The organism is Cobetia marina (genome assembly GCF_001720485.1).
GTDB classification, from domain to species: Bacteria; Pseudomonadota; Gammaproteobacteria; order Pseudomonadales; family Halomonadaceae; genus Cobetia; species Cobetia marina.
The window spans coordinates 3406146-3418375 of the sequence record NZ_CP017114.1; the positions used below are offsets into that span (position 1 = coordinate 3406146).

11 protein-coding genes are annotated in these 12230 nt (G+C 63.8%); 7 read left to right on the top strand and 4 right to left on the bottom strand.

Features of this window, described 5'->3' with window-relative positions; translation table 11 throughout:
• Nucleotides 1-32: 32 nt before the first annotated feature.
• Together BFX80_RS14400 and rpe are read right to left on the bottom strand one after the other, a co-directional pair.
• On the bottom strand, nt 33-389 hold the full coding sequence (locus BFX80_RS14400; protein ID WP_084209261.1) for a GIY-YIG nuclease family protein: 357 nt from the start codon (nt 387-389) through the stop codon (nt 33-35).
• A gap of 7 nt (nt 390-396) precedes the next feature.
• Nucleotides 397-1104 carry a ribulose-phosphate 3-epimerase gene (gene rpe, locus BFX80_RS14405; protein WP_077373074.1) on the bottom strand — a complete coding sequence of 236 codons (708 nt, stop codon included), beginning with the start codon at nt 1102-1104 and terminating at the stop codon, nt 397-399.
• A 368-nt stretch (nt 1105-1472) separates the two neighbouring features.
• Here rpe and ggt point away from each other — a divergent pair, with 368 nt between their 5' ends.
• The 3 genes from ggt to BFX80_RS14420 all read left to right on the top strand — a co-directional run bounded on the left by ggt (nt 1473) and on the right by BFX80_RS14420 (nt 5301).
• Nucleotides 1473-3143: a gamma-glutamyltransferase gene (gene ggt / locus BFX80_RS14410; protein WP_240499757.1), complete on the top strand. Its 1671-nt coding sequence runs from the start codon at nt 1473-1475 to the stop codon at nt 3141-3143.
• A 132-nt stretch (nt 3144-3275) separates the two neighbouring features.
• On the top strand, nt 3276-4541 hold the full coding sequence (locus tag BFX80_RS14415) for an MFS transporter (RefSeq protein WP_240499587.1): 1266 nt from the start codon (nt 3276-3278) through the stop codon (nt 4539-4541).
• 157 nt (nt 4542-4698) lie between these two features.
• A complete protein-coding gene (locus tag BFX80_RS14420; protein ID WP_077371405.1) occupies nt 4699-5301 on the top strand; it encodes a YajG family lipoprotein in 603 nt (200 codons plus the stop codon).
• A 139-nt stretch (nt 5302-5440) separates the two neighbouring features.
• Here BFX80_RS14420 and tmpT read toward each other — a convergent pair whose 3' ends face one another.
• Nucleotides 5441-6124 carry a thiopurine S-methyltransferase gene (gene tmpT, locus BFX80_RS14425; protein ID WP_240499588.1) on the bottom strand — a complete coding sequence of 228 codons (684 nt, stop codon included), beginning with the start codon at nt 6122-6124 and terminating at the stop codon, nt 5441-5443.
• A gap of 70 nt (nt 6125-6194) precedes the next feature.
• Nucleotides 6195-6881 (bottom strand): TIGR04211 family SH3 domain-containing protein, encoded by a 687-nt coding sequence (locus tag BFX80_RS14430; RefSeq protein WP_307722825.1) that lies wholly within the window; start codon nt 6879-6881, stop codon nt 6195-6197.
• An 810-nt stretch (nt 6882-7691) separates the two neighbouring features.
• Here BFX80_RS14430 and miaB point away from each other — a divergent pair.
• From miaB to BFX80_RS14450, 4 genes are all read left to right on the top strand, one after another.
• On the top strand, nt 7692-9041 hold the full coding sequence (gene miaB / locus BFX80_RS14435) for a tRNA (N6-isopentenyl adenosine(37)-C2)-methylthiotransferase MiaB (RefSeq protein ID WP_077373068.1): 1350 nt from the start codon (nt 7692-7694) through the stop codon (nt 9039-9041).
• A 201-nt stretch (nt 9042-9242) separates the two neighbouring features.
• A complete protein-coding gene (locus BFX80_RS14440) occupies nt 9243-10376 on the top strand; it encodes a PhoH family protein (protein ID WP_373996114.1) in 1134 nt (377 codons plus the stop codon).
• A gap of 122 nt (nt 10377-10498) precedes the next feature.
• Complete coding sequence (gene ybeY, locus BFX80_RS14445) at nt 10499-11113, top strand: rRNA maturation RNase YbeY (protein WP_084209803.1); 615 nt, start codon at nt 10499-10501, stop codon at nt 11111-11113.
• 128 nt (nt 11114-11241) lie between these two features.
• Complete coding sequence (locus BFX80_RS14450; protein ID WP_077371396.1) at nt 11242-12150, top strand: HlyC/CorC family transporter; 909 nt, start codon at nt 11242-11244, stop codon at nt 12148-12150.
• The last annotated feature ends 80 nt before the right edge of the window (nt 12151-12230 follow it).

Sequence of the window (12230 nt, forward strand, 5' to 3'; positions counted from 1 at the left end):
GTTTTCGTTCAGGCACTTGTGCGTTCAGGCACTTACCCGAGCAGGCTCTCCAGCGTCAGTTCGCCGGCAATCAGGCGCCGCTTGGCGGAGACACTCAGCTGCTTGACGCGGTACTCGAGCTTGAGTGCCCGCGAGCGATCCCCGACCGCCTGTTGATAACACAACGTCAAGGGCCCCTTGCCACGCAGGGCACGCGCGCCCCGCTTGCCGCCGGCATGCTCGCTCAGGCGACGCGTCACATCGGTACTGATGCCGGTATAGAGGCGCCCCTGGGCCGTCTCGAGGACATACAGCCACCACTCGGATGGCGTCTCGCCCGTCTGCGCCGCCGCGTCCGCGACACGCGGTTCTCCCGGCACAGTCGCTTCCGGCACAGTCGCTTCCGGCATGGCCGGATCAGCCACGCACGCTGGCAAGCTCGGCACGCAGTTTCGCCAGTACGCTGTCATAGCGGTTGGCATCGCTGTCGCTGCGCGCATTGAAAATGGCGGAACCCGCGACGAAGGTGTCAGCCCCGGCACGCGCGATCTCGGCGATGTTGTCGACCTTCACGCCACCATCGATCTCGAGACGGATGTTGTAGCCGGAGGCATCGATGCGCCGGCGCGCTTCACGCAGCTTGTCCAGCGTTCCGGGGATGAAGGACTGCCCGCCGAAGCCCGGATTGACGCTCATCAGAAGGATCATGTCGACCTTGTCCATCACGTAATCGAGATAGGACAGCGGCGTGGCCGGATTGAACACCAGGCCGGACTTGCAGCCCGCGTCACGGATCAGTTGCAGCGAGCGATCGACGTGATCGGAGGCTTCCGGATGGAAGGTGATGAAACTGGCGCCTGCCTCGGCGAAGTCACCGATCATGCGATCCACCGGGGTGACCATCAGGTGCGCATCGATCTCTGCCGTGATGCCATAGTCACGCAGCGCCTTGCACACCATCGGACCGATGGTGAGGTTGGGCACGTAATGATTGTCCATCACGTCGAAGTGCACGATATCCGCACCGGACGCCAGCACATCCTCGACTTCCTGCCCCAGGCGGGCGAAGTCGGCAGACAGGATCGACGGGGCAATCTTGAAATCATTCGGCAGTAGATCAGACATGTCATCAGGCGCCATCAGCAAGTGGAAGAGGCATTTTACGTCACCCTCTCACAAAAGACAGGCACTGTGTGAAGCGTCAGGCTGTCCCGGCACCAGCGCTTGCGTTCCCCTCTGCGCGACGGACGCCGTCGTCATCGAGGTTGAAATTGGTGCATTAGCATCTGATAGTAAAACGGTTCGTCTGGGTAGCCACTCCCGATGCGACTCACGACAGCACGTGGCGCGCGCGTCACCGACGCCATGCAGCGACTCCAATAACGATAAAGGGACTACCACTCATGTTCGACACCCCTTGTGCAGCACGCAAGCGTCTGAAGACCTTCGCCGCGGCGGCACTACTGCCTCTGGCAGGTCTGCTGCCCGCCGCGATGCCGGCCGCCTTCGCGGACAGCAGCGCGATTCTGGAAGGCGAGCGTTTCCATCCGGTGGAAGGCAAGCATGGCATGGTCGCCACCAGCCATTACCTGGCCTCACAGGTCGCACGTGATGTCCTGGCGGAAGGCGGCAATGCCGTCGATGCCGCCGTGGTGGCCGGCTTCGCGCTGGCCGTGACCCAACCCCGCTCCGGCAACATCGGTGGCGGCGGTTTCATGCTGGTGTCCGATGAGAAGACCGGCAAGGTGGTCGCCATCGATTACCGTGAGAAAGCTCCGGCTGCGGCCAGCGAGACGATGTTCCAGGACGAGAATGGCGAAGCCGTGGCCGAGTGGTCTCGCTTCACGCATCGCGCTGCGGGCGTGCCCGGCACCGTGGCCGGTCTTGCCAAGGCACTGGAGGACTACGGCACCCTGACGCTCGAGCAGGCACTGGCTCCGGCCATCAAGCTGGCAGAAGACGGTTTCGTCATCCCGACCCGCTTCGCCAAGGGGCTGAGCGATGCCAAGGACCGCCTCGCCAAGTGGGACAGCACCGCCAAGGTGTTCTACAAGGCAGACGGCAGCAATTACGAGGCGGGTGAGCTGTTCAAGCAACCGGAGCTGGCCGCGACGCTCAAGCGTATCGCCGCCAATGGGGCACGGGAGTTCTATGAAGGTGAGACGGCCAGGCTGATCGTCGCCGAGATGGATCGCCATGACGGCATCATGACGATGGATGACCTGAAGGCCTACGAGCCGGAAATCCGTGAGCCGGTCCATGGCACCTATCGTGGCTACGACATCTTCTCGATGAGCCCGCCCTCCTCCGGCGGTGCGCACATCGTCCAGATTCTCAACATGCTCGAGGGTGACGACATCCAGGCGATGGGCTTCAATTCCGCCGCCACCATCCACGTGATGGCCGAGGCGATGCGCCGTGCCTACGCCGATCGCTCCGAGTATCTGGGCGACACCGACTTCGTCGATGTGCCGCTGGCCGGCATCACCTCCAAGGACTACGCCAAGGAGCTGCGCGGCCAGTTCGACATGAACCAGGCCACGCCGTCCAGCGAGATCAAGCCCGGCAAGCCGCAGCCCTATGAATCCAACCAGACCACCCACTTCTCGATCGCCGATGGCAATGGCCTGGCCGTCTCCAATACCTACACCATCAATTTCAGCTATGGCTCCGGCATCGTGGTGGATGGCGCAGGCTTTTTGCTCAACAACGAGATGGATGACTTCTCCGCCAAGCCGGGCGTGCCGAATGCCTATGGTCTGATCGGTGGCGTCGCCAACAAGATCGAGCCGGGCAAGCGCATGCTGTCCTCCATGAGCCCGACCATCGTGATGAAGGATGGCAAGAACTTCCTCGTCACCGGCAGCCCCGGCGGCTCGCGCATCATCACCACCACGCTTCAGGTGCTGATGAACGTGATCGACCACGGCATGAACATCCAGTCGGCGGTCAGCGCTCCGCGCATCCACCACCAGTGGCTGCCGGATGAGATCCGCATCGAGGCGGGCATCAGTCAGGACACCATCCGCCTGCTCGAGGCGATGGGCCACAAGGTCGTCACCAAGGACGCCATGGGGGCCATCCAGTCCGTGATGATCCAGGACGGCACCTTCTATGGCGGTGCCGACCCGCGCCGCTCCACCTCCTCGGCCATGGGGCTTTGAGCGAGGCCACTCGCGCTGCGCCTGACGCTCTGAGCGATGCGTCATCTGCCTGACTGGTCAGGACCTGCGATACGGGCGACACTCCACGGTGTCGCCCGTTTTCATGTCGCTCGCGCTCAACCAGGTGCTCTCTTGTCCTCCTCAAAGTCTCTTTCCTCGGCCGATGCCCGTTGGCGGCAACTGGCCAGCCGTTACCCCGTCGCCCTCATCGCGCTGGCTCAGCTGTTCGGCACCAGCCTGTGGTTCACGCCCAATGCCGTGCTGACGCCAATGCTGGCGAGCTGGAACTTTGCCGGCGAGAGCGCTGGCGCTCTGGGGCAACTGACCTCCTCGGTACAGGGCGGCTTCATCGTCGGCACCCTGACCCTGGGGCTGGCGGGACTGGCAGACCGCTTCGCGGCACGCCACCTGTTCATGGCTTCGTGCCTGCTGGGGGCGCTGACCAACCTGGCGCTCATCCTCGCGCCGGGGCTGTTGAGTGCCTCGGCGCTGCGCGTGCTGACCGGCCTGGCGCTGGCCGGCATCTATCCCATCGGGCTCAAGCTGATGGTACAGACGGCCCCGGACCGCGCCGGAGCTGCACTGGCCTGGCTGGTCGGCATGCTGGTGCTGGGCACCTCGCTGCCACATGGCCTGGCTGCCCTGCAACTCAGTGGCAGCTTCTCGCTTTCCTGGGGGGCGGCGATCGGCATGGCCTCGCTGCTGGCCGTGGCCGGGGCCGGACTGGTGGCCTTGCTGCCCGCTGTCGCCCCGCCCGCACCAGCGCCTGCCTCGACGCAGACGTCCTTGCTTGCCCGCGCGACACGAGGGTTGGCCGCCTGGCGTCATCCCGGTTTCGTGCGCGGCGCGCTAGGCTACTTCGGCCACATGTGGGAGCTCTATACGCTGTGGGCATTGGTGCCGCTATTGCTGACGACCATGGCCAGACTCAACGGCCTCTCACTCTCGGCCACGCAACTGGCGCTGCACAGCTTCATGGTGATCGCGGTGGGCGGGCCCGGTTGCGTGGTCGGAGGCTGGCTGTCGCGCACTCGCGGGAGTCTGTGGGTCGCGCGCCTGGGATTGGCGGGCTCGGTGATCCTCACCCTGCTGTTCGTCGGTGCCATGCAACTCGAGGCCGGCTATGGCCTGCTGCTGGGCCTGCTGGCGCTCTGGAGTCTGATGGCCGTGATCGATTCCCCGCAATTCTCCGCGCTGGCGGCCGGCGGCACGCCCGTCGAGCTGCAGGCCAGTGCGCTGGCCTTGATGAATGCCATCGGTTTCAGCCTGTCACTGGTCTCGATCGCCCTGCTGACCCCGCTGATCGCCGCACAGGGCAGCCTGTTGCTGCTGAGCATTCTGCCCGGCCCCTTGCTGGGGCTGCTGGCATTGACGCGCCGCGTGCCGCCCGGCCAGTGAGCGTCGCCGAACGGGAACAGCCATGAGCCAGAATTTCCACTACTCACCCGGCGCGATCTGACCCTATACTCGCGCCCATCAATCCGGGAGCCTGCCATTCAGCCGGCTCTCGTGATCCTTCCACTGTTGACCGGCCACCGGCCCGGGAGCCCGAACGATGATGCGACACCTGCGTATTACCTGCATGAGCGTGGCCTTGATGGCCACGACCGCGCTACTCAGCGCCTGCGGCACCAGCCCGCAACGCCTGTACGTCAACCCGCAGGTTGGCGAGATGGGGGTGGTCGGCCATGGCCAGCAGGTGGTGGTGGAAGTGCGCGACGAGCGACCCTCTGAGCGCATCGGCACCCGTGATGGTGCCACCAACGCCTCCAGCTATCTGGTGGTCCCGACCGGCGATCTGACGCCCAAGCTGGAGGCACAGGCCATCAGCGCCCTGCGCCGCATGGGCTTCGTGCCGGTGACCGCCGAGCAGGCCAATGCCGGTGCCACCGAACTGACCCTCTCGCTGACCGAGCTGGCCTATGGCGTGAAGCGCGGCGGTCTGCTCACCGACACCGCGGCACTCAACGGAGTGATCCAGGCGGTCGCGGTCTCCGGCAAGCAGCGCTACACCGGCAGCTATACCGCCACGCGTGATCAGGGCTACGCCCTCAAGCCCAGCCAGGAGAAGAATACCGAACTGGTCTCTCTGGTGATCGGGGATGCCCTGACACGCGCCTTCCAGGACACCACCCTGATCCGCCAGCTGGACCAGTAAGTCCACTCGGGAGACGCGTCCAGCAGCCCCGCACCACCTGCTCGTCCAACGAAAACGCCACCGCCGCCCAATGGGCGGCGGTGGCGTTTCACGAGATGAGGCAGACCCGCCAGGTATCGCGGCGAGGTGGATCAGTCAATCACTCTCTGGGCCCCTTGCGCACCAGCGCCCAGACCGTCTCGCGCAGACCACGATCATCCGGCGCACGGCGCTCCAGCACCTCCAGCGTGAAATTGGCGCCCAACAGCCGCCGGATCTCCGCCTCCGAGACATGAAACGGCGGCCCTTGTTCACGCTCCGTGTCACGCTCGAGACTGATCAACAGGCCGCGAGCGCCGGGCGGCAACAGCTGAGCCAGATGGAAGGCATAACGCTGACGAGTCGCCTCGGGCAGTGCAATCAGCGCCGCACGGTCATAGAAGGCATCGAGATGATCGACATGATCGATGTGGAAGTGGAAGAAGTCTCCGCACCACAGCTCGACCGGCCCCTGACGGAAGCATTCGAAGTGATCCAGTCGATAGCGCGAGACATCCCCGACTCCCTCGGCCACGAAGGCCTCACAGGCCTGACGCGCAAGCTCGATCCCCAGCACCGGATGCCCCTGAGCCGCCAGCCAGCGCATGTCCAGACTCTTGCCACACAGCGGCACCAGCACCTTGGCCTGGGGCGCGACGTCGAGACGCGGCCACCAGCGCTCCAGCGCCGGATGGGGCGCCGGCAGATGAAACCCGATCCGGCCTTCGGCCCAACGCGCAAGCCAGGGGTCACTGGCCGGGGCATTGCCTGACATCAACGCTGACACGGGGTCATCTGCTGACATGGGAGAGCCCTCCTGGAATCTGGAGATGCCCGAGTGCGGCGACACTCGGGCGAGTGGAGACCTTCACGAATTACAGGAAACCGTGACGCTTCTTCTTGCGGCGCGGCAGGTGCGGCACGATCAGGCCGACCAGCAGTCCGGCACCGGCCACACCACCGCCATACATGAAGTAACGCATCAGCAGGTCCTGCTTCTGGGTGTCCAGCAGCGCCTGCATCTTGCGCATCTTGCTGCGGGCCTGCTCAAGCTCCGCGGACTGGCTGTTGCTGGAGGCTTCCAGCTCCTCGATGCGCGCCTGACGCGTCTCGAGGCCAGCCTTCATGTCCGAGACCCGGGTTTCCCACTCGTCATTGATGCCATCGAGCCTGGCCGTAAGCTCCTTGACCTTGCTGCTGAGGGCCGGCACACGCGCATTGACGCTGCGCGTGTCCTGAAGGTCGGCGGAAGGCAGCCAGACCACGTCACCGCTGGCGGTGCGGATCTTGCTGTAGTCATTCTGGACGTCGAGCAGCTCGACCGGCTGCCCGGCCTCCACCGTGCCCACGATACGGTAACCATCGGTGGGGCCGCTGCGCACGAAGGTGGTGAGATTGTCAGAGACCCAACGCTCGCTCGCGGCATTGGCCAGCGGTGCAGACAGTCCCAGCATCAGGCTGCCGGTGACGCCAAGCCCAAGCAAGGCACGGCGCAATGAGCGCAGGCTCACGCTGCCGAGTGAACGAAGGGAAAAGGTGCTGAGAGTGAGTGATCGCATCATGTCGCGTTCTTCATGGGTGTCTGAGGGCGGTGGTCGCCGCTGACGAGCAGGCATCGGAATCGAGGCTTCCGAACGCATCTGCCGAACACCGTCGACCGCTTGTCGGCATGCCGTGGCATGCCTTGATCTGCCCATGCGCTGTCTGACAGGTTGCGTGACGCGAGGCTTCCTGCCTCACATCACTATACCGCTGGGACGTAGTAGATATTTCGCTGTCATCAGACATCCACACTTTCTGTGGATAAGTCTTGGGACAACGTGACGATGGAAGGTCCGCGCACGGCGAAATGCCTGCCTCGCCAACAAATCGTTTATTTTTTGACCAGCACCAGTGCCGCCACTGTCGGCATGAAAACCTCAATAAATCAAGCTATTGACAGCTGCCTGTTTGCCCTGCAACACGGGCTTGAGACGGATATCACACGCGGACGTCGCCAATCTGCCCGTGAGGATACCACAGCCACCCTCAGCCTGAAGCCATGCGTGCAAGCCTCTCGCCACTCCCGTCCCGCCCCCGACATTTCCATGAGAAACCCCAGAGCTTGCAGGGGCCGCCACGGTCTGAGGGCTGGCCGCATGCCCGTCAGACTCCTATACTATGCCGTCCTGATTTCGGCTCAGGCACGCAGTGAGCATCACGTCTCAAGGCTGCCACGCCCTCGATTCCCGCCAGGCTAAGGCCTCGGGGCTCATTCATCACAAGTCGCGCCCCTTCTCCTGACCGCTTCTCAAGCCCTCCGCCACCCAAGGTGTCGAGAGCCGGGAGTGAACGAAGGTTCGGCGCGCAGCTCAGAGCGTTCACACAAGGCAATGGCGAAGAAACTCTTCATCAAGACCCACGGCTGCCAGATGAACGAGTATGACTCCGCGCGCATGGCGGATCTGCTCGGCGAATCGCACCAGATGGAAGTCACCAGCGACGAATCCGAGGCAGACGTCATCCTGCTCAACACCTGCTCCATCCGCGAGAAGGCGCAGGAGAAGGTGTTCCATCAGCTGGGACGCTGGAAGAAGCTCAAGGAGAAGAATCCGGACCTGGTGATCGGTGTCGGCGGCTGCGTGGCCAGTCAGGAAGGCGACAACCTGCGCAAGCGCGCGCCACATGTGGACATGGTCTTCGGCCCGCAGACCCTGCACCGCGTGCCGAAGATGCTCAATACGCGTCGCGAGAGCCTCAAGCAGATCTCCGTGGTCGACGTGACCTTCCCTGAGATCGAGAAGTTCGACAACCTGCCCGCGCCCAAGAGCGACGGCGCCAGCGCCTTCGTCTCGGTGATGGAAGGCTGCTCCAAGTACTGCACCTTCTGCGTGGTGCCCTACACCCGTGGTGAGGAAGTCTCACGTCCCTTCGAGAAGGTGATGGATGAAGTCATCCATCTGGCCGACCAGGGTGTGCGCGAGATCAATCTGCTGGGCCAGAACGTCAATGCCTACGCCGGCCTCAACCTGCTGGGCGAGGAGATCGACCTGGCCGAACTGATCAGCTGCGTGGCGCAGGTCGAGGGGATCGACCGCATCCGCTTCACCACCTCGCATCCGCTGGAGTTCAAGGACTCGCTGATCGAGGCCTTCGGCGAGATCCCCGAGCTGGTCAGCCACCTGCACCTGCCGGTGCAGTCAGGCTCCAACCGCATTCTGGCGGCGATGAAGCGTGGCCACGAGCGTGATCTCTACATCGACAAGCTCGAGCGCATCCGTGCACTGCGTCCGGACATCAGCTTCTCTTCCGACTTCATCGTCGGCTTCCCGGGCGAGACGGATCAGGACTTCATGGACACCATGGACCTGATCGGCCAGATCGGCTTCGATCACTCCTTCAGCTTCATCTACTCGGCACGCCCCGGCACCCCGGCGGCCAGCCTCGAGGATGATACGCCCGAGGAGGTGAAGAAGGAGCGCCTGATGATCCTGCAGGAGCGCATCAATCAGCAGGCGATGCAGATCGGGCGCAAGATGGTCGGCACCACCCAGCGCATTCTGGTCTCCGGGTTCTCGCCGCGTGATCCGGGCCTGCTGTCCGGGCGCACCGAGAACAATCGCGTGGTCAACTTCCGCGCCGCCAACCCGACCGAGCTGATCGGCTACCTGGTGGATGTCGAGATCACCGAGGCCTATCCCAATTCGCTGCGTGGCGAGCTCGCCTCTCCCTATCGCTATTGATCACTCGTCGCCCCAGGGATTGACGAGGCGCCATCAGCCCCCACTATCCAGCGGATAGCCACGTTGGCCGTACAGGACAATTGCCCTGTACGGCCATCGCGCATTAAGCTCTTCTCAACGACGTGGCAGCCGGGTTTCACTCAGGTGAATTCCTTGCCCACCGCGACTCACGCATTCACCTGCATCAGGACATTCGACGCCTTGAGCCACCAGCCCCAGCAAGCCAATCGCATTCTCAACATGACGCTCGAGCCGGCAGACCCACAGCGTCTGGCCAGCCTGACCGGTCAGCGCGACGAGCACCTCAAGCTGATCGAATCCCGACTCGGTGTCACCCTGCGCAACCGCGGCAACGACTTCCAGATCGCCGGCCCCTCGGCTGCCGTCAAGGCCGCAGCCAACGTGCTGGAGCACCTCTATCGCGAGACCGGTGCCGGGGAAGTCGATGCCGAGACCGTCCATCTCTTCCTGCAGGAATCCGGTGTCGAGGCACTGGTGGAAGCCGCGGAAGACCAGGACGTCAGCTACGGCGACGTGGTGATTCGTACTCCCAAGGTGCTGGTCCGCCCGCGCGGCTTCAACCAGCAGGGTTACGTCACCGAGATGCGCAACCACGACATCAACTTCGGCATCGGCCCGGCCGGTACCGGCAAGACCTATCTGGCCGTCGCCGCTGCGGTGGAAGCGCTCAACAATCAGGAAGTGCGCCGTATCCTGCTGGTGCGTCCTGCGGTCGAGGCCGGCGAGAAGCTCGGCTTCCTGCCCGGCGATCTGGCCCAGAAGATCGACCCCTACCTGCGCCCGCTCTATGACGCCCTCTACGAGATGCTCGGCTTCGAGCACGTCAACAAGATGATCGAGCGCCAGATCATCGAGATCGCCCCGCTGGCCTACATGCGTGGCCGGACGCTCAACAATGCCTACATCATTCTCGATGAGTCCCAGAACACCACGCGCGAACAGATGAAGATGTTCCTGACGCGCATCGGTTTCGGCTCCACCGCCGTCATCACCGGGGATGTCTCGCAGGTCGACCTGCCGCGTGGTACCCAGTCGGGCCTTGCGCACGTGCTGGAAGTGCTCAAGGACACTCCCGGGATCAGCATCACCCGCTTCCTCGCCAAGGACGTGGTGCGTCACCCGCTGGTGCAGCGCATCGTCGAGGCCTACGACAGCTTCGAGGCCGAGGAAGAGAAGCAGGAAGGCGAGCGTCGCGAGAAGCGCCAGGCCGAGCGCGAAGCGCGCATGGCGGCACTCAATGCCCAGGGCAGCACGCCGCCCTTCGAGAACAGCTCGTCCAGTGACAGACCCTCCGGCAATGGGGGTGCTCAGTGAGCCAGGCAACTGCCGTGGTCGTGGACCTGCAACTCGCTGTCACCGAGAGCGAGATCGATGGCCAGCCGTTGCCGGCGAGCCATCAGCTCGAGGCCTGGGTGGCCGCGGCGCTGGCAGGGGCCATGGCCGATGACGCCCTGCAGAGTGACGGCGAGGCGGATGACACCCCCTACGAGCTGACCGTGCGCCTGGTGGAAGAGGAAGAAAGCCGCGGGCTCAACCGCGACTATCGCGGCAAGGATTCCTCCACCAATGTGCTGTCCTTTCCGCATGAGCCACTGGATCTCGACGACTTCGCCCTGCCGGCCGAACTGGCGGAGCGTTTCGCCGAGGAAGCTCCGGGATTCGATGACGGTGAAGACGCCGGCCTCGACGGCCAGCCTCAGGGCGACATCGCTGACGACGATGTCATGCTGGAGTCAGGTGGCGTGGGGGATGCTGAGGCGCCGCAGACCCCGGAACTGATGACGGCTGAGGGTGAGGCCGCGGATGAGGCGGACGACGCCTCGCGCTTTCTCGGCGACCTCGTCATCAGCGTACACGTCGTGGCGCGGGAAGCGGCCGCTCAGGGCAAGTCCCTCGAGGACCATTTTGCCCATATGCTCGTGCATGGCACCTTGCACTTGCTAGGTTATGACCATATCGAGGACGATGACGCCGAGCATATGGAAGCCCTCGAGCGTGACGTGCTGGCAGGGCTGGGCATTGCCGACCCCTACCGGGAAGAGAATCAATGATGCCGATGCCCTTTCGCATCGGCAGCACCCGCCGTCGGGTGATGCCTGGTTCGTCCAGGCGTCACCCGGCAGCCCCGATACCCCCACGACGATGGGGTATCGCCACCGAGGAAAAGAGAAACTAACGCATGAGCGAAGACCGATCGGGAAGCCATTCGAAATCCTGGCTCGATAAGCTGTTCGGCGCCTTCTCAAGCGACACCGACGAACCCAGCTCCCGCAGTGAGCTGCTTCAGTTCCTGACCGAGGTAGGCCCACGCCTCAATCTCGATCAGGATGCGATTGCCATCATCGAGGGCGCGCTGGAAATCAGTGACCAGCAAGTCCGCGAGGTGATGATCCCCCGCTCCCAGATGCAGGCCATCCAGGTCGATCAGCGTCCTGAGGAGTACCTGCCGCTGATCCTCGAATCGGCGCATTCCCGCTATCCCGTCATCGACGAGAACCTCGACGAGGTGCTCGGCATCCTGCTGGCCAAGGACCTGCTGCCGCTGATCCTGCAGAACGATAGCGAGCGCAAGCGCTTCGATCTACGCGAAGCCATCCGTCCGGCCATGTTCATCCCGGAGTCCAAGCGCCTCAACAGCTTGCTCAAGGAATTCCGCGAGACCCGCAATCACATGGCGGTGGTCATCGATGAATACGGCGGCACTGCGGGCCTGATCACCATCGAGGACATTCTCGAGCAGATCGTCGGCGACATCGAGGATGAGCACGACACCGATGAGGATGAGGATATCCGTGAGCTGGGCGACGGCCAGTTCGCCGTCAGCGCCCTGACCACCATCGAGGACTTCAACGAGCACTTCGCCACCGACTTCCCGGATGAAGAGTTCGATACCATCGGCGGTCTGATGATCCAGCGCTTCGGTCACATGCCACGTCGCCAGGAGTCGACCGACTTCGCCGGCTGGCGCTTCACCGTGCTCAATGCCGACAACCGTCGCATTCGCCAGGTGCAGGTCTGCCGCCTGGAAGATGCCACCGGTGATGCCCCGCCCTCCGCTGAGCATCGCGCGCACATCAGCGGTGAGTGACCCATGGCGCTGATGCCAGGCTGAATCGATAGAGGACAATGCCAGACATGCCCGACGGTGTGTCTGGCATTTTACAAGGA

Excerpts from the sequence above, each read along its gene's own strand:
- BFX80_RS14400 (WP_084209261.1), bottom strand. The coding sequence starts at position 389 with ATGCCGGAAGCGACTGTGCCGGAAGCGACTGTGCCGGGAGAACCGCGT.
- rpe (WP_077373074.1), bottom strand. The coding sequence starts at position 1,104 with ATGTCTGATCTACTGCCGAATGATTTCAAGATTGCCCCGTCGATCCTG.
- ggt (WP_240499757.1), top strand. The coding sequence starts at position 1,473 with ATGCCGGCCGCCTTCGCGGACAGCAGCGCGATTCTGGAAGGCGAGCGT.
- BFX80_RS14420 (WP_077371405.1), top strand. The coding sequence starts at position 4,699 with ATGATGCGACACCTGCGTATTACCTGCATGAGCGTGGCCTTGATGGCC.
- tmpT (WP_240499588.1), bottom strand. The coding sequence starts at position 6,124 with ATGTCAGCAGATGACCCCGTGTCAGCGTTGATGTCAGGCAATGCCCCG.
- BFX80_RS14430 (WP_307722825.1), bottom strand. The coding sequence starts at position 6,881 with ATGATGCGATCACTCACTCTCAGCACCTTTTCCCTTCGTTCACTCGGC.
- miaB (WP_077373068.1), top strand. The coding sequence starts at position 7,692 with ATGGCGAAGAAACTCTTCATCAAGACCCACGGCTGCCAGATGAACGAG.
- ybeY (WP_084209803.1), top strand. The coding sequence starts at position 10,499 with ATGGCCGATGACGCCCTGCAGAGTGACGGCGAGGCGGATGACACCCCC.
- BFX80_RS14450 (WP_077371396.1), top strand. The coding sequence starts at position 11,242 with ATGAGCGAAGACCGATCGGGAAGCCATTCGAAATCCTGGCTCGATAAG.